Source organism: Rhodanobacter sp. KK11 (genome assembly GCF_033345435.1).
Classification (GTDB): Bacteria; Pseudomonadota; Gammaproteobacteria; order Xanthomonadales; family Rhodanobacteraceae; genus Rhodanobacter.
Genome location: NZ_JAWPMI010000002.1, coordinates 49,738 through 66,312, shown reverse-complemented (window position 1 = coordinate 66,312; position 16,575 = coordinate 49,738). Strand labels below are relative to the sequence as shown.

Genomic DNA, 16,575 nt, shown 5'->3' with positions numbered 1-16,575 from the left:
CTTGATTTCGCCCGGCGCGGTCGCCACGCTGATGGCCTGAAAAGGAGCGTTCATGAGTCACGACAACCCGCTGCTGGCCGACGACACCCTGCCGGCGTTCTCGCAGATCCTTCCCGAGCATGTCACCCCGGCGGTCGACGCGATCCTGGCCGACTACCGTGCCGGCATCGACGCGCTGGTCGCACCCGGCGCACCGCGCGACTTCGACCACGTGATGCTGACCCAGGAACGGCTGGAGCAGCGCCTGGCGCGGGCCTGGGCGCCGGTGTCGCACCTGCACTCGGTGGCCGACAGCGAGGCCTTGCGCAAGGTCTACGGGCCGGCCGAGGAGAAGCTCACCGAGCACGCGATCGAGCTGGGCCAGAACCGCGACCTGTACGCCGCGGTGCAGGCGCTGGCCGAGGCGCCGGACTTTGCCACGTTGCCGCGTCCCGCGCGCGCACTGGTCGAACACGCGCTGCGTGATTTCCGACTGTCCGGCGTGGCGCTGGACGAGCCGGCGCGTTCGCGCTTCCGCGAGATCGGGGTGGAGCTGTCGAAACTCTCCACCGAATTCTCCAACGCCGTGCTCGACGCCAGCGAGGCATGGCACGAGCACGTCACCGACGAGCGCGATCTCGCCGGCGTGCCCGAGTCCGGTCGCGCGGTGCTGCGCCAGTACGCCGAAGACCAGCAGCTGGACGGCTACCTGGTGACACTGAAGCAGCCCAGCGTGCAGGCGGTGCTGACCTATGCCGACAACCGCGGTCTGCGCGAGCGGGTCTATTGGGCCTACCAGACGCGCGCCTCCGACCAGGGGCCGCACGCGGGCAAGTTCGACAACGGCGCGCGCATCGAGCGGATCATGGCGCTGCGCCACGAGGCGGCGCAGCTGCTCGGCTTCGCCAACGCGGCGGAGGAATCGCTGGCGACCAAGATGGCCGCCTCGCCGACCGAGGTGATGGAATTCCTGCATGACCTGGCCGCGCGCGCGAAGCCGGTGGCGCAGCGCGAGCTGGCCGGGCTGCGCGAGTTCGCCCATGCCGAGCTGAAGCTCGACAACCTCGAGCCGTGGGACGTCGCCTATGCGTCGGAGAAACTGCGCCAGCGCGAATACGCGCTGGACGAGGAGCAGCTGAAGCCGTACTTCCCGCTGCCGGCAGTGATCGACGGCCTGTTCGACCTCACCACGCAGCTGTACGGCATCACCCTCGCCCCGCGCGACGGCGTCGACGTGTGGCATCCCGAGGTGCGCTACTACGACGTGCGCGACGCCGATGGTCGCGTGTTCGCCGGCGCCTACGTCGACCTGTACGCGCGCAACGGCAAGCGCGGCGGCGCCTGGATGGACGTCTGCCGCGCCCGCTTCGACGATGGCGAGCAACGGCAGCTGCCGGTGGCCTTCCTCACCTGCAACTTCGCGCCACCCACCGAGGGCAAGCCGGCCCTGCTCACCCACGACGACGTGCTGACCCTGTTCCACGAGTTCGGCCACGGCCTGCACCACCTGCTCACCGAGATCGCGCTGCCCTCGATCGGCGGCATCGACGGCGTGGAGTGGGACGCGGTGGAACTGCCCAGCCAGTTCATGGAGAACTTCGGCTGGAATCGCCAGGCGCTCGACCTGTTCGCGCGGCACTGGCAGACCGGCGAGCGGTTGCCGGACGAACTGTTCGAACGCATGCTGGCCGCGCGGCATTTCCACGCCGGCCTGTTCCTGGTGCGCCAGCTGGAATTCGCACTGTTCGATTTCCTGCTGCACCTGGAGTACGACCCGGCGCAGGGCGCGCGCGCGCTGGCGGTGCTGGAAGAGGTGCGCAAGCAGGTCGCGGTGCTGCATCCGCCGGCCTGGCAACGCTTCCCGCACGCGTTCAGTCACGTCTTCGCCGGCGGTTACGCAGCCGGCTACTACAGCTACCTGTGGGCCGAGCTGCTCAGTGCCGATGCGTTCGGCGCGTTCGAGGAAGCCGCTGCAGGCGGAGCTAGCGTGATCGACGCTGCCACCGGCGAGCGCTTCCGCCGCGAGTTCCTCGCGGTCGGCGCCAGCCGACCGGCGCTGGAAAGCTTCGTCGCCTTCCGCGGCCGCAAGCCCGAGCCGGAGGCGTTGCTGCGCAGCTACGGCCTGGCGTAGGCGTAAAAAAAAGCCCGCCGAGGCGGGCTTTCTTCAGGCGTTCGAGCGGTGAAACTCAGACTGCCTGGACTTCCTCGGCCTGCAGGCCCTTCTGGCCCTTGGTGACGATGAACGTGACGCGCTGACCTTCCTGCAGGGACTTGAAGCCCGTGCCCTGGATCGCGCGGAAATGCACGAACAGGTCATCACCGCTTTCCGGCGTGATGAAGCCAAAACCCTTGGCGTCGTTGAACCACTTGACTGTACCGCTCTGTCGATCCGACATGTAACTTTACCTTTGAAACATGGATGTGTTTGCGGCCCGGTGCACTGGGCACGGGCCGCAATAGGAGCAAAAATAGGAGTTTCCTCGGACTCTTGCCTGACCAGCATACACTGGAATACGCGCTTCCGGTGGTTTTTTTCCGCAGCTTCCGTTCATTTTTGCGCCGCCGCCTGGCCAACCCCGCCGCGGGGCCCCGCAGTGGCCGCCGGCGCATCCCGTACAATGCGGCCATGAAGATCGCCTCGTGGAACGTCAATTCGCTGAAGGTGCGCCTGCCGCACCTGACCCAGTGGTTGGCCGACGCCCGGCCGGACGTGGTGGCGCTGCAGGAAACCAAGCTGGAAGACGCGAAGTTTCCTGTCGACGAACTAGCCGCGGCCGGCTACCGCGCGGTGTATTCCGGCCAGAAGACCTACAACGGCGTGGCGATCCTGGCCCGTGACGGCGTCCACGGCGGCTTTGACGACGTGGTCACCGACATCCCCGGCCTGGACGACCCGCAGCGGCGCATCCTGGCCGCCACCGTCGGTGGCGTACGCGTGGTCGACCTGTACGTGGTCAACGGCAAGGCGGTCGGCGACGAGAAGTACGCCTACAAGCTGGACTGGCTGGCCAAGGTGCGCGAGTTCCTGGCGCGCGAGCTGGAACGCCACCCGAACCTGGTCGTGCTGGGCGACTTCAACATCTGCCCGGACGACCGCGACGTCTACGACCCGGTAGCCTGGGGCGAGGACATCCTGTGCTCGCCGCCGGAGCGCGCCGCGCTGAAGGCGATCACCGAACTCGGCCTGCACGACAGCTTCCGCCTGTTCGAATCTGCGGGCGGCCACTACAGCTGGTGGGACTACCGGCAGGCGGCGTTCCGCCGCAACATGGGTTTGCGCATCGACCTGATCCTGCTCGGCGAGACGCTGAAACCCGCCGCCTCCGCGGCGGCGATCGACCGCGAGCCGCGCCGCTGGGAGCGACCTTCCGACCATACGCCGGTGACGCTGGAACTGGATATCTGACCGCAATGACCTCGAAGACCGAATGGCCCAGCTCGCTGGACGACCGCGAACTGGACGAACTGGACCGCTACCTGCGAGCGCACACCGGCGAAGGCGACCTGCTGCTGGACGGCGTGCACGGCCTGCTCTCGGCGCTGGCGGTGGGCCCGCTGCTGGTGCTGCCGGACGAGTGGCTGCACGAAGTGCTGCACGAACCGTTCGCCGACGAGGACGAAGGCAACCGCGTGCTGGCGCTGCTGGCCAAGCTCAACGATTCGATCATCGCCGAGCTCGAGGTCGACGCTTACGAGCCGATCCTTGGCGAGGTCGATATGGAAGGCGGCCCTATGCTGTCCGCCGCCGGCTGGTGCGAAGGCTTCAGCCGCGGCATCGACCTGCGTGCCGGGTTGTGGGAAAGCCGGCTGGCCGAGGATCCGCAGCTGATGGAGCTGCTCGGCCCGGTGATGGCGCTGGCGGTGGATGAAGGCATTCTCAGCGCCGACGCCGAATTCGAGAAGCTCAGCGACGACGAATACGACGAGTGCCTGGCCCAGGTACCGGCCGTGCTCGGCGCGGTGAACCGGTACTGGCAGGCCAAGCCCGCCACCGAGGCGGAAGTCGAGGCGATGGTGCGCCAGCAACAGCCCGATTCCGGCGACGGCAATCCGCCGCGCCAGCGCAGCGGGCACTGGGTGCATTGAGGCCAAAGGCCAGCGTTGCGCCGTTGAAACAATCCGTTTCTGCCCAGATGCTTGGATAGGCGGGCAAACAGGACCATCTTGGCTGCCAGTCACCTCTTATCTGGAGTACGCCATGAGCGACCGCCACATCACCCGCCGCATCCGCGGCATGGATACGTCCGACGGCGCCGGCGTGAAGCTGAAGCGCGTCATCGGCCAGCCCGGGCTGGACATGCTCGATCCGTTCCTGATGCTCGATGAGTTCCGCTCCGACAGCGCCGACGACTACATCGCCGGTTTCCCGGAACACCCGCATCGCGGCTTCGAGACGGTCACCTACATGCTGGCCGGGCACATGCAGCATCAGGACAACCACGGCAACCGCGGCGACCTCACCCCGGGCAGCGTGCAGTGGATGACCGCCGGCCGCGGCATCCTGCATTCGGAGATGCCGCAACAGGAAAACGGCCTGATGTGGGGCTTCCAGCTGTGGGTGAACCTGCCGGCGAAGGACAAGATGATCGCGCCGCGCTACCAGGACATCGGCCCCGAGCGGATTCCGGTAGTGCAGCCGGCCGCAGGCGTCGAGGTGAAGGTGATCGCCGGTTCGCTGGCCGGCGCCACCGGCCCGGTCGAGGGCATCGTCACCGCGCCGGTGTACCTGGACATCGGCCTGCAGCCGGGCGCGCAGTTCACGCTGGACCTGCCCGTCGGCCATCACGGCTTCGCCTACGTGTTCGACGGCGAGGCGGCCCTGGTCGGCGGCGAGCGGTTGCAGCGCAGCGAGCTGGGCGTGCTGTCCGACGGCGAGCAGCTGCAGCTGACCGGCGGCGACAAGCCGTCACGCCTGCTGGTGGTCGCCGGCAAGCCGCTGAACGAAACCGTGGCGCGTTACGGGCCGTTCGTGATGAACACGCCCGAGCAGATCCACCAGGCGATCGCCGACTTCCGCGCCGGCAAGTTCTGAGTCCATCGCCTCGCCAGCGGGCTCTACCGTGTGATGCGCAGCGTGGCGGGGAGCTGGTGGATGGCGATTTCGCCGTTGCGCCAGGCCACCGGCTGGCCGTTCAACCACGCCTTGCCGGTCGTCTTGCCCGCATACGGCCACGGCAACACCAAGCCGCCGGGCGGCATGGCGGCGCCGGCTGGCAGCGACAGCACCAGTTCGCCGTCGCGTTCGCGCAGGCTGTAGTCGAGTTCGCCGTAGGGCGTGCGCAGGTGCGCGATGCCAATGCCCTCGCCTTTAAACCACTCCGACGGCATGCCGGCGGCCAGCACCAGCGCGTGGTCACGGGCACGTTCCCAGGCGAACATGTCGTACAGCGAGCGCAGGAAGTCCGAGGCGATCCACGCATGCGGCATGTCGCCCACGAAGCGCGGTTGGCGCGGCTCGCGGCCGACCACTTCGGCCCACTGGTTCCACGCCGCGGGGCGGCGATCGGCCATGAAGAAATCCAGCAGCGCCGGCACCCGCTCGCGCCAGCCCAGGCGCACGAACGCCGCCACGTTGCGCCACTCGTACGGGGTGTAGTCGGTCCATGGCTTGCCGCCGTCGCGGCGCGCCGTGAAGTCCTGCCAGTAGCGCTCGAACGTCTGCCGCAGCAAGGCTGGCGGCAGCCAATCCTGCGCCCCGCCGGGCGACAGCGCAATGGTGGTGGAGGTGGCGTCGAAGTCGCCCAGCTCGGCGGCACCGGGGAGGTAGTCGATGCCGTGCTGCTTCACGCTGGCGAGGATCGACGCCTGCAGGTCGGCGCGGAACGCGTCGCGCGAAGCGGCCCAGCGCGATGCTTCGTCGCGTTTGCCCAGCGCGTTGGCCAGCGCCACCGCATCGTCGTAGCCGCGCAGCGCCCAGAAGTCGTCCCAGTACGAATGCATCGGCTTGGCCGAGTAGCCTTCGTGGCTGATCGAGGCCGGCATCAGGCCATACAGCGCGGTGCCGCGGTTCGCCGGCGTGCGTTCGCGCTCGCGCAGCCGGTCCATGTACGCCACTGTGCGTTCGACGTGCGGCCACAGCTTCAGCAAGCCGGCGCGGTCGTGGCGGTAGCGCCACCATTCGGCGATCGCGAACAGCAGCTCGCCGTGGCTGTCGTTCTCCGGCACCGGGTCGGCGCCGCGCGCGTCGACGCAGCACGGCACCTTGCCGGTGGTGAACTGGTGCGGCGCGTACCACGACACGAACGCGCCGGCGACGTCGGCGTGGCCGCTGCGCAGCAGGGCCTCGGCCATCATCGCGCCGTCGCGGATCCACGTGCGTGCGTACGAGCGGGTACCCGGCTGCAGCGCCGGGCCATCGCGCGAGATCAGCATCTGCGCCTGCGCGCTGCGCGCCGTGTCGACCAGCGCCTGCTGTGCGGCGGGCAACTGCAGGGTCACGTGGTTGAGTTTCGTGCGCCACGCCACCGCCACGTCGTCGCGTTGTTGCTGCAGCCACTTCGCCGCGTCGGCGGGTGGCGTGAACGATGATTTGTCAGAGGGCACCACCAGCCCCAGCGTGATGCTTGAGTGCGGCGGCACGGTCAGCTGGTAGAGCAGCGCACCCTGCGCATGGCCACTGTCGTCGTGCAGCGTGCGGACCTGTGGCCGCTCGCCGGCGGCCAGCCGCTGCGGTAACGTGAGGGCGCCGTGTCGGCCGGCGACGAAGGCGGCGGGCGGCAGCAGCGGCACCACGCGCAGGTCGCGATTGACCTGCACCGCCTGGCCATCCCAGACGAGGTCGTGGATCGGACTGATGCCGCCGGGTGTGTTGAGGAACTGGGTCGGCGGATTGACCTGGAACGGGCGCAACAGCAAGGTTAGCGTCAGCGTACGCGGTTGCCTGCGGCTGTTGTAGAGGCGGTATTGCAGCAGCAGGTTCGAGCGGTCCGGCGGTCCGCTGGCGAACGCGGTGGTCTCCAGCTGCACGCCGTCGGCCTGCCAGTGCACGGTGGGAATCGGCAGGTAACCGTCCTGCAGGCTTTGCGTGGTCTGCACCGTGGCCCAGTCGATCAGCGTCTTGCCGTCGAGCAGCATCGGCTCGATCGACCAGCCGCCCTTGCGCACTTCCACCGCGCCGTCTTCGGAGATCAGCGCCGACTGCTTCGCGCCGCCGTCCACGCCGACCAGGGTCCAGTAGCTCTGCTCGCCGGAGAAGCCGCGTGGATAGATGCCGCGCGGGGCGCGTTTCGCTTGTTGTTGCAGCAGCGCGTTGGGCGTGAGCTCGGCGGGCGCCGGTTCGCTCGCCGGCGCCGGCGGCAACGGGGTCAGTCGCAGGTTGCTGACGCACAGCTCGCCGCGGCCGCCCTGTCCGGCGTAGACGGTGAACTCCAGCGTGCGGGTCTGTCGCAGCGTGCGGTCCTTCGCCGGGCCCCAGGCGGATTCGATCTCGCGCTTGGGTGCGGTGATCGTCTGCCAGCCGTCGCCGGGCTGGAAGTGCTCGCGCCGATACCACCACACGTTGTCGCCGCTGGCGTCGATCAGCTTCAGCTGCAGGTCGTTCGGCGGCATCGCGCCACGCACGTCGAACGACAGCGCGTAGTTGGCGGGAAAGGCGATTGGCAGCGTGCGGCGCAACGTGGCGCCGCCGGAGACGCCGTTGAAGTCGAAGTCGAGACAGATCGCCTTGCCGTGCGCGCCGTCGGTAGGGCGCAGCATGGCGCTGATGTCGTCGGTGCCTTCGGCTTGCCACGCGGCGGGACGGGTGAAGTCGTCGAGAGTGCGCGGCGCATCCGCGGCATGGGCCATCGAACCAAGCGCCAGCAGCAGCGGAAGAACTACAGCCTGGCGCAGACGGCGATGCATCGGGTCAACCCTTCACGCTGCCCAGCAGCAGCCCTTGCAGGTAGTAGCGCTGCATCGCCAGGAACAGCAGCAGCACGGGCAGCACGGTGACCACCGAGCCGGCCATCATCAGTTCGCTGTCCTGCGAATGCTCGCGCGCCAGCGAGGCCAGCCCGATCGGCAGCGTGTAGTGCTCCTGCCCGGTCAGCACGATCAGCGGCCACATGAAGTCGTTCCACGCGGCGAGGAAGGTGAAGATGGCCAGCGTCACCACGATGGGTTTGAGCAGCGGCAGCACGATCTGCACGAAGATGCGCCACTCGCCGGCGCCGTCGATGCGTGCGGCCTCCAGCAGTTCGTCGGGGATGCCGCGCGTGTACTGGCGCACCAGGAAGATGCCGAACACGGTGGCCATCGCCGGCACGACCACGCCGGCGTAGCTGTTGACCAGGCCGAGGTACTTCAGCAGCAGGAACAGCGGCAGCATCGCCACCTGGGCGGGAATCACCAGCGCCCCGAGCAGGGCCTGGAACAGGCGCTCGCGCCCGGCGAAGCGCAGCTTGGCAAAGGCGTAGCCGGCCATCAGGTTGAACGCCAGCGACAGCGCGGTGATGGTTCCGGCGACCAGCAGGCTGTTGAGCAGGTAACGGCCCATGCCGGCGTGCACGAACAGTTCGCGGTAGTTCGCCCAGCTGGGATGTTTCGGCAGCAAGGGCGGCGGCAGCGCGCTGGCCTCGCCCGGCGCCATGAACGACACCGACAGCATCCACAGCAACGGAAACAGCGCGACCGCCGCTGCGCCGATCAGCAGGCCGTTGATCAGCGCCTTCGCCAGTCGCGGGTTCATGTCTCGTCTCCACGCCGCGACAGCTTCACCATCAGCACGGTCACCGCGAACATGATGAGGAACAGCAGGAACGCCACCGCCGAGGCGGAGCCGAGGTTCCACCATTTGAAGCCTTCGTCGTACATCAGGTACAACACGCTCACCGTGCTCTGCAGCGGGCCGCCCTCGGTCATCACGTAGGGCTCGGCGAACAGCTGGAAGTAGCCCGACACGGTGAGGATGCCGACCATCAGCATGGTGGGTTTCAGCATCGGCAGGGTGATGTGGCGGAACTGCCGCCAGGCCGAGGCGCCGTCGATGCGCGCGGCCTCGTACAGGTCCGGCGGGATCGCCTGCAGGCCGGCCAGGAAGATGATCATGTTGTAGCCGAAGTTCTTCCACACCGCGAACGCGATGATCGTCGGCATCGCCCAGTGCGGATCGCCCAGCCAGTCGACCGGATGGATGCCGAGCAGGCCCAGCACGTAGTTCGCCATGCCGTACTTGGTGTTGAACAGGTAGCGCCAGATCACCGCCACCGCCACCACCGTGGTCACCACCGGTGCGAACAGCGCGGTGCGGAACAGCGGCTTGGCCGCCGCCAGCGGCGAATTCAGCAACATCGCCGCGCCGAGCGAGGCACCCATCGACAGCGGCACGCCCACCGCCACGAAATACACCGTGTGGCCCAGCGCCGACCAGAACAGCGGCCGCTGCAGCAGCTCCCAGTAGTTGGCGAAACCGACGAAGCGCAGGTTGCGGATATCGGCCAGCGCGTAGAGGTCGTAGTCGGTCAGGCTGAGCGCGAGCGCGGCCAGCACCGGCAGCAGGAAGAACACGCCCAGCACGACCAGTGCCGGAGTGAGGAACAGCCAGGCGCTGCGCTGCGGGTTCATCGGCTGTGCTCCGCATGATGGGGCGCGGCATGGTCGAGCACCCAGCGGCGCTTGGCCAGGATCGCGTCGGCACGCCGGTTGATCTCGGCGGCGGCCTGGTCGATGGTCAGCCGGCCGGCGATCGCCTCGGCGGCGACCAGCTGCATCTCGTTGGCGATGCGCTCCCACTCCGGCACCGGCGGGGTCGGCTTCACCTGTTCCAGCTGCTCGCGGAACGCGTGCGCCTTCGGGTCGTCGCGCAGGGCGCCGCCTTCCCACGAGCTGCGTCGCGGCGGCATGTCGCCGAGCAGGTCGTAGAACTGCTGCTGCACTGCCGGTTGCGAGAGATATTCGATCAGTTGCCAGGCGGCGTCCTTGTGCTTCGAGGCGCGGAAGACCACCAGGCTGGAACCGCCGGCCACGCCGACGCCGGCGCCGTCCGGGCCGGGCAGCGGCGCGGTGGCCCAGTCATCCTGCTGCGTTGCCGGCAGGCGCGAGCGGAACTCGCCGATGTTCCATGGCCCGGACAGGTAGAACGCGTACACGCCGCGGCCGAATTCCGTCCACGGGTTGCCGGCCTCGACATTGGTGATCGCCGGCGCCTGGCGCAGCCGGAACGTGTCGACGTAGAACGCCAGCGCGCGCTTGAAGCCGGCGCTCTCGAAGTTGCCGTAGCGGCCGCCGTCGCGCAGCAGCGGCTCGGGCTGCTGCAGCGCCAGCGACATCAGCTGCTCGTACTCGTTGGTCGGCAGCAGGATGCCGTAGCGATGCTGCGACGGATCGCTCAGTGCGGCGAGCTGGCGCCGCCACTCGACCCAGGTGCGCGGCGGCGCGTCGAAGCCGGCTTTCCCGAGCAGGTCCCTGCGGTAGAACAGCAACCGCGTGTCGACGTACCACGGCACGCCGTACAGGGTGCCGTCGATGACGTTGGTGGCCCAGATGCTGGCGAAGTAGTCGCGCGGCTGCACCACCGCCGAGCGGTCCACGCGCGCCTGCAGTGGCTCCAGTGCGTGCAGCGCGGCCAGCTCGGGCAACCAGGTGTTGCCGAGCTGGCTGAGGTCTGGCGTGGAGCCGCCGGCGAATGCGGTGAGCAGCTTCTGGTGCGCCGCGGTCAGCGGCAGCTGCTGCACTTTCACGCGGATGCCCGGGTGCGCGCGCTCGAACGCCGGCAGCAGCTTGACGATCGCCTCGCCCTCGCGGCCGATCGTCCAGAACGTGAGCTGCTGCCCCGTCGGCGCCGGCGCGCAGCTGCCCAGCAGCACGCTGCACAGGGTGAGGCAAGCCAGCCACGGGCCGCGCCGCGATCGCTGCGGGCGCGCGCCGCGGGTCATTTTTCCGGTGTCCCCGCGCTCAGCCAGCCGCCTTGGAAGCCGGCGCGTTCGAGTCCCTTGCGGATGTACGGATTCTTCTTCATCACGTTCCACACGAAGTCGCTGCGCCAGTTCTCGATCATCAGCACGATCGGGCCCTGGTCGATGCCGAGGTACACGTTGTCGACCCAGCCCATCGGCCGCAGCTTGCCCGTGCGCAGCTCGGTCTGCACGTGGAAGCTGGGGTTGAACGCGTCGAGGAAACCGTATTCGCCGTAGATGTCCTTGCCGTAGCGGCGCCTCATCTCCTCCAGTGCGGGAATCACCAGCTCCGGCGCGAACGCGATCGAGCCGCCTGCCGCGGTCGGCGCGATGGTGCCGTCGTCGACGTCCCAGCCCAGTCCCGCGCCGCGTGCGATATAGCCGTGGAATTCGCGCCGGCGCTGGCCCTCGACGATGATGCCGCCGGGACCGTTGCTGGCGCTCAGCCCCCACACGTTCGGGCCGTAGCCGGTCCAGCCGCCGGGGTTGGCGATCGCGTAGTTGCGCTGGGCGATCACCGCGCGGCGGCTGTTCTCGAAATAATCGAGGTCGTGCTGGCGGTTCCAGGCGTCGCGGATGCCGCGGAAGTCGATCCACACGTGGCTGTACTGGTGGCCGAACATCGGTCCGAAGTTCAGCAGCTGCACGCCGTGGAACTGACCCCAGTGGCGGTCGTAGGTACTCGTCCACGCCGGCCATGCGTCGGCGCCGATCGGGTGGGTGGGCGAGCCCAGCGCCAGCACGTACAACAGCATGGCCTCGTTGTAGCCCTCCCAGTCGTGCGGGATGAACTTGCCCTCCGGCGTCCAGCCCATGCTGACCAGCGGCGCGCGCACCTGCAGCCAGGGCCACTCGACGCGGCGGTAGATGCGGTCGGCCAGCGTGCGGATCTCGTGTTCGGCCGGCGTGTCGCGATCGTAGTACGACTGCGCGAACAGCACGCCACCGAGCAGCAAGGTGGTGTCCACGCTGGACAGCTCGGTCCAGCGCGCGAAGCGCTTGCCGCTCTGCATGTCGAGGAAGTGGTAGAAGAAGCCGCGGTAGCCGCTGGCGTCGTCCTCGCTGTCGTTCTGTGGCGCGGTGTCGAAGAAACGCAGGGTGGCCAGGGTGCGTTCGATCGCCTGTGCGCGCGTGATGTAGCCGCGCTCCACGCCCACGCCGTACGCGGTCAGGCCGAAGCCGACCGCGGCGATGCTGGAGAAGGATTCGCCGGGGTAGTGGTCGGGAATCAGCCCGTTGGCGGGGTTGGCGCTGTCCCAGAAGAAACGGAAGCTGCGCTGTTCGAGGTCGTTGACCAGCGCCGGAACGACCGGTGCGCTGGTTTGCGCGGTGGGAGCCGGGCGGGCCTGCCAGGCGGGAGTGGCCGGGGCTGCGACGACCAGGGCGAGGCCGAGCAGGAACGAGGAAAGCCACGCGGGCCGATGGAAGAACGTCATGATGGGTCTGCCGTACTTTGCGTTGGCGGCCATGCGAACCCGTGCCCGGGCACGGATTCGCATGGCCATTCAGACGTCTGCGCGCAGCCTGCGGGCGGACGGGTGAAGCGGCGGTGCCGGCTGCCGCGGATGGATCAGAACGTGTAGCGTGCGCCGATCTGGAAGCGGCGGGTCTGGTTCGGATCGGCGCTGGTGGCCCGGCCGAAGTCGGGGTTCGGGGTCGTCGTGCCCCAGTTGTACTGGTTGTTGACGTAGCCGTTGTCGACGTCGCGGTTGAACACGTTCATCACGTCGAAGCGCAGCTCCAGCGCCTGGCTCTCGCCCCAGCGGAATTCCTTGGCGATCGACAGATCGAGGTTGAGGTACTTCTGCCCATACTTGCCGTTCTTGTAGAAGATGCAGTTGTAGTCGCAGCCCGGCACGTTGGCGAAGTAGTCGTAGGGCAGGCCGGAGCCGTAGGTGAAGATGCCGGTCAGGCGGGTGTCCCACGGGCCGCGCACGATGCCATTGAGCACCAGGTGCTGCTTCTCGCCCACGTGCCCGGCCGGGTAGCCGGCCGGATCGACGTAATCCAGCGAGTAGTTGTCGTTGCCCTGCTGGCGCGCGCGCTGGTAGGTGTAGGCTAGGCCCACGCCCCAGCCGGAGGCCTCGGTATACGGCTTGTCGATGCTGACCAGCACGCTGCTGGACTGGGTCTTCTTGTCGGTGTTGTGCAGCACCACGCCGTACGGGCTGCCGGGCATCTGGTTGAGCACGAAGCCCGGTTCCGGCAGACGGTTCCACACCCAGGTGAACTGGTCATAGCCGAGCACGCGGGCCAGGGTCAGCGACGCGGTCCAGTCGCCCAGCACCTGGCGCACGCCCAGGCTGAACTGGTCGGTGTGCGGCGGTTTCGTCTTGTTGTTGATCACGTCGATCTCGGAACTGAAGCCGGGCGAGCCGGACGCCAGCAAACCGTTGAGGCCGGCCGGGGTGAGGTAGCTCGGATCCCACGCGATGGTGCCCGGGGTGACCCCGCCAGGACTGAACAGGAACGTGTAGTTGGGCACCAGCGAATGCAGCTCTTCCTGGCTGACCCAGTCGAACGGCGTGCGGTCGTAGTAGCGGCCGGCGCCGCCGAAGATGGTGGTGCTCTGGTCGCCGTCCTTGCTGACGTCCAGCGAGAAGCCGAGACGCGGCTGGATCGCACCCTTGTAGCCGTCGCGGTTGTGGCCGTTGCTGATGTAATCCTGCAGGCCCAGGTATTCGAGCGTGGGGATCTGCACCGCCGGCGTCACGTAATCCTTGTTCAGCGCGTTGGTCTCGTAGTCCCAGCGCAGGCCCAGGTTCAGCTGCAGGCGCTCGGTGATGTCCCAGTCGTCCTGCACGTACAGGCCGAGCTGGTTGGTGTGCAGGTTGGCGCTGGCGCCGGTGGGCGAATACACCGCCTTGTAGGGCGAATTGAAGCCACCCGGGTAGGCGGCGTCCTCGCTGAAATAGTAGGTCGGCACCGTCGCGCTGTTCTGCTCCAGAGTGATGCCGTACGCGGCGTACTTGATGCCCGCCTTGATGGTGTGGTTGGGCAGACCGAACCAGGTGAAGTCATTGCGGATCGTGCGCTGGTTCTGGCCCTTGTCCTGCAGGTCGCTGCCGCTGCCGATCACCGCGATGCCGGGATCGTAGATGCGGCGCACCGAGCCGGATTCGGCCGAGGTCGGGTGCCATTTCGCGGTGCCGGCGTCGAGCAGCAGGTCGTTGGTCCAGCTGTCGCCGCGCGACTGCCATTTCACCAGCAGGTCGTCGACGTTGTTCTTGCGGTTGCTGCGCGCGCTGTAGGCGGTGTTGCCGCCGAAGCCGAGCTGCTCGCTGTCGCGTCGGGTGGTCAGGCTGAGGTCGACGTTGTTGTTCTGGTTCGGCTGCCAGCTCAGCTTGCCGAAGAAGGTCTTCTCGTTGAACGGCGCCGAGAAGGTGCCGTTGTACTGGGCGAAGCGCGGGTCGTTGATCTGCACCGTGTTGTTGGCGGTGTCCTTGCGTTCCTCGTAGTTGATGAAGAACTGCGCCACGTCCTTGATGATCGGGCCGCCCAGCGTGAAGCCGCGCTGCTCGCGCTTGTAGTCGGGCTTCTTGACGTGGTTTTTCTTGTCGAACGAGTTCTGCGCGATCATCCCCTGGTTCTGGTAGTAGTCGTACAGCGAGCCGTGGAATTCATTCGTGCCCGACTTGGTGACCGCGGTGATGATCGCGGTGCCGGCCTGTTCGTACTCGGCCTTGTAGTTGTTGGTCAGCACGCGGAATTCCTGCACCGCCTCCTGCGAGAACGGGTTGCCGCGGGTCGAGTCCTGACCGGCGATGCCGCCCTTGAGCACGTTGTTCTTCAGGCTGGCGCCGTCGATGAAAACGTTTACATTCTCGGCCGATTGACCACCCGACGAGAAGGTTTTCGTGTTGGGGTCGCGCGAGGTGACCACGCCCGGCACCAGCTTGGCGAAATCGAGGAAGTTGCGCTCGTTCTGCGGCAGCGTCTGGATCTGCTTCTGGGTGACGTTGGTGGCCACTTCCGAGGTGCGCGTCTCGACCAGCGTGGTCGCGTTCACCGTGACGCCCTGCAGGTTGGCGGCGTTGGCGGCGCTGGGCGCGGCGGCGGCGTCGAGGTTCAGGTTCAGCGACTGGCCGACCTGCACGGTAACGGTCTGGCTGGCGCGGCTGCCGTTGCCGCTGGCCACGATGGTGTAGCTGCCGGGAGCCAGCCCGGCCAGGGTGTAGTTGCCGTCGGCGCCGACCTTGGCCTTGCTGACGAAGCCGGTGGCGACGTTGGTGGCGACCACCTCGGTGGGTACTTGTCCCTGCGGTGCGCTGACGTGCCCACGCAGGATCGCCGTGCTGGTTTGGGCCTGCGCGCCCGGCAGTGCGAACGTGGTGACCAGCAGGCCGGCGAGGGCCAGCGAGATGTGCCTGGGTAATGTGCGTTGATTGGCCATGACCTGATCCTCTCCCGTATGTTGTTGCAAATGGTTTGGGATGTTTCTGCTGTCGCGTTGCTGTGGTGTTGCCCGTGGACGGATATTCCCCCGATCCCTCCGCGCCAGCCGCCCGGTCGTGCCAGGGCGGTTTGCTCCGATGCGATCCCGCATCGGCAAGATGTCGTTCCGCTAGGCGATGCCCGCTCCGCTGGATGCGCGTACCACCAGCTCGGCGCCGACGTGGCGACGGGTGCCGGCGGGCACGCTGCCGGGCTGGTCGATCTGTTCGCCCAGCAGTTCCATCGCCTGGCTGCCGAGTTCGGCGATGTGCACCTGGATCGTGGTCAGCGGCGGCGTCACGTAGCGCGCCATCGGCACGTCGTCGAAACCGCCGACGGCGATTTCTTCCGGCACGCAGATCCCGGCGTCGCGCAGCGCCGCCATGCAGCCGATCGCCATCATGTCATTGGCGGCGAACACCGCATCCGGCCGCGGCCGCATCGCCAGCACCTGCTGGCCGGCGCGATAGCCGGACTCCTCGCTGAAATCGCCCGCCAGGGTGAGCACCGGGCAGCCCGGCGCATGGCTGGCCAGCGCCTCGCGGTAGCCGAGTTCCCGCTCGACGGCGTCGCGGTTGCCGGGGGGGCCCTGGATGAACACGAGGCGCCGGTGGCCCTGCGCCAGCAGGTGCTCGACCATCAGCCGGGCGCCGCCGTCGTTGTCCACCGACAGCGCGCAGTAGTCGTTGCCGGCCAGCCGGGTGTTCATCAGCACGGTGGGCAAATCGTGCGGCAGGTTCTGCCGCAGGAAGTCGGCATCGGCGTGCGGCGACATCAGCAGCAGGCCGTCGACGCGGCCCTGCATCGCGCGCAGCGCGACCGCGGCGGCCTCGGCATCGTCGTGCGAACTGGACACCAGCAGGTGCAGGCCGCGTGCCCGCGCGGCCAGGTCGATGCCGCGGATCAGCTCGGAAAAGAACTCGCCGTACAGGTCCGGCAGCAACGCGCCGACGGTGTTGGTGCGGCGGGTGATCAGCATGCGCGCCGCGGCGTGCGGCACGTAGTGCAGGCGCTGCGCGGCTTCATGGATGCGCCGGCTGGTTTCGGCGGTCACCCCATGGCCGCCATTCAATGCGCGCGACACCGAGGCCACGGAAACCCTGGCTTCGCGCGCTACGTCTTTGATGGTGGCTGCCGACATGTGAGGTGTCCGGGAGAGGCCAAAAACCGCATTGCAACGGCAACGTAAACGTTTTCATGTCGCATTGTAAAGTGCTTGTAAAACAAACTTCCCTGCTGCACCGCCGCAGTCCTTGGCGTGCGAGGCCGTCCTGCCGGGCACGCCTGC

At 67.9% G+C, this 16,575-nt stretch carries 12 protein-coding genes; 4 read left to right on the top strand and 8 right to left on the bottom strand.

The window, feature by feature from the left end; translation table 11 throughout:
* Positions 1 to 52: 52 nt before the first annotated feature.
* A complete protein-coding gene (locus R5H19_RS06710; protein WP_318158217.1) occupies positions 53 to 2,110 on the top strand; it encodes a M3 family metallopeptidase in 2,058 nt (685 codons plus the stop codon).
* A gap of 55 nt (positions 2,111 to 2,165) precedes the next feature.
* On the opposite strand, the gene R5H19_RS06705 is transcribed toward R5H19_RS06710, so the two are convergent.
* Entirely contained in the window at positions 2,166 to 2,375 is a 210-nt protein-coding gene (locus R5H19_RS06705; RefSeq protein WP_007512189.1) for a cold-shock protein, read from the bottom strand.
* 230 nt (positions 2,376 to 2,605) lie between these two features.
* Here R5H19_RS06705 and xth point away from each other — a divergent pair, with 230 nt between their 5' ends.
* The 3 genes from xth (at position 2,606) to R5H19_RS06690 (ending at position 5,011) form a co-directional block, all read left to right on the top strand.
* Positions 2,606 to 3,385 (top strand): exodeoxyribonuclease III, encoded by a 780-nt coding sequence (gene xth, locus R5H19_RS06700; protein WP_318158216.1) that lies wholly within the window; start codon positions 2,606 to 2,608, stop codon positions 3,383 to 3,385.
* Between the two features lie 5 nt (positions 3,386 to 3,390).
* Positions 3,391 to 4,065 (top strand): YecA family protein, encoded by a 675-nt coding sequence (locus R5H19_RS06695; protein WP_318158215.1) that lies wholly within the window; start codon positions 3,391 to 3,393, stop codon positions 4,063 to 4,065.
* Positions 4,066 to 4,177: 112 nt separating this feature from the next.
* The gene (locus R5H19_RS06690; RefSeq protein ID WP_318158214.1) at positions 4,178 to 5,011 is read left to right on the top strand and encodes a pirin family protein; all 834 of its coding nucleotides are present in this window, start codon (positions 4,178 to 4,180) and stop codon (positions 5,009 to 5,011) included.
* A 23-nt stretch (positions 5,012 to 5,034) separates the two neighbouring features.
* Here R5H19_RS06690 and R5H19_RS06685 read toward each other — a convergent pair whose 3' ends face one another.
* The 7 genes from R5H19_RS06685 to R5H19_RS06655 all read right to left on the bottom strand — a co-directional run bounded on the left by R5H19_RS06685 (position 5,035) and on the right by R5H19_RS06655 (position 16,428).
* Positions 5,035 to 7,782, bottom strand: a complete 2,748-nt coding sequence (locus R5H19_RS06685) for a discoidin domain-containing protein (RefSeq protein ID WP_318158434.1) — start codon at positions 7,780 to 7,782, stop codon at positions 5,035 to 5,037.
* Between the two features lie 43 nt (positions 7,783 to 7,825).
* On the bottom strand, positions 7,826 to 8,647 hold the full coding sequence (locus R5H19_RS06680; protein WP_318158213.1) for a carbohydrate ABC transporter permease: 822 nt from the start codon (positions 8,645 to 8,647) through the stop codon (positions 7,826 to 7,828).
* Positions 8,644 to 9,522: a sugar ABC transporter permease gene (locus tag R5H19_RS06675; protein ID WP_318158212.1), complete on the bottom strand. Its 879-nt coding sequence runs from the start codon at positions 9,520 to 9,522 to the stop codon at positions 8,644 to 8,646. The genes R5H19_RS06680 and R5H19_RS06675 overlap by 4 nt, the downstream gene beginning before the upstream one ends.
* The gene (locus tag R5H19_RS06670) at positions 9,519 to 10,832 is read right to left on the bottom strand and encodes a sugar ABC transporter substrate-binding protein (RefSeq protein WP_318158211.1); all 1,314 of its coding nucleotides are present in this window, start codon (positions 10,830 to 10,832) and stop codon (positions 9,519 to 9,521) included. Before R5H19_RS06670 ends, R5H19_RS06675 begins: the two co-directional genes overlap by 4 nt.
* Positions 10,829 to 12,289 (bottom strand): glucoamylase family protein, encoded by a 1,461-nt coding sequence (locus R5H19_RS06665; protein WP_318158210.1) that lies wholly within the window; start codon positions 12,287 to 12,289, stop codon positions 10,829 to 10,831. The genes R5H19_RS06670 and R5H19_RS06665 overlap by 4 nt, the downstream gene beginning before the upstream one ends.
* A gap of 134 nt (positions 12,290 to 12,423) precedes the next feature.
* Positions 12,424 to 15,246 (bottom strand): TonB-dependent receptor, encoded by a 2,823-nt coding sequence (locus tag R5H19_RS06660; protein WP_318158209.1) that lies wholly within the window; start codon positions 15,244 to 15,246, stop codon positions 12,424 to 12,426.
* A 171-nt stretch (positions 15,247 to 15,417) separates the two neighbouring features.
* A complete protein-coding gene (locus R5H19_RS06655) occupies positions 15,418 to 16,428 on the bottom strand; it encodes a LacI family DNA-binding transcriptional regulator (protein WP_318158208.1) in 1,011 nt (336 codons plus the stop codon).
* Positions 16,429 to 16,575: the final 147 nt, after the last annotated feature.

Bases quoted from the DNA above. Each gene is read 5' to 3' on its own strand.
- R5H19_RS06710 (WP_318158217.1), top strand. From the start codon at position 53: ATGAGTCACGACAACCCGCTGCTGGCCGACGACACCCTGCCGGCGTTC.
- R5H19_RS06705 (WP_007512189.1), bottom strand. From the start codon at position 2,375: ATGTCGGATCGACAGAGCGGTACAGTCAAGTGGTTCAACGACGCCAAG.
- xth (WP_318158216.1), top strand. From the start codon at position 2,606: ATGAAGATCGCCTCGTGGAACGTCAATTCGCTGAAGGTGCGCCTGCCG.
- R5H19_RS06695 (WP_318158215.1), top strand. From the start codon at position 3,391: ATGACCTCGAAGACCGAATGGCCCAGCTCGCTGGACGACCGCGAACTG.
- R5H19_RS06690 (WP_318158214.1), top strand. From the start codon at position 4,178: ATGAGCGACCGCCACATCACCCGCCGCATCCGCGGCATGGATACGTCC.
- R5H19_RS06680 (WP_318158213.1), bottom strand. From the start codon at position 8,647: ATGAACCCGCGACTGGCGAAGGCGCTGATCAACGGCCTGCTGATCGGC.
- R5H19_RS06675 (WP_318158212.1), bottom strand. From the start codon at position 9,522: ATGAACCCGCAGCGCAGCGCCTGGCTGTTCCTCACTCCGGCACTGGTC.
- R5H19_RS06670 (WP_318158211.1), bottom strand. From the start codon at position 10,832: ATGACCCGCGGCGCGCGCCCGCAGCGATCGCGGCGCGGCCCGTGGCTG.
- R5H19_RS06665 (WP_318158210.1), bottom strand. From the start codon at position 12,289: ATGACGTTCTTCCATCGGCCCGCGTGGCTTTCCTCGTTCCTGCTCGGC.
- R5H19_RS06660 (WP_318158209.1), bottom strand. From the start codon at position 15,246: ATGGCCAATCAACGCACATTACCCAGGCACATCTCGCTGGCCCTCGCC.
- R5H19_RS06655 (WP_318158208.1), bottom strand. From the start codon at position 16,428: ATGTCGGCAGCCACCATCAAAGACGTAGCGCGCGAAGCCAGGGTTTCC.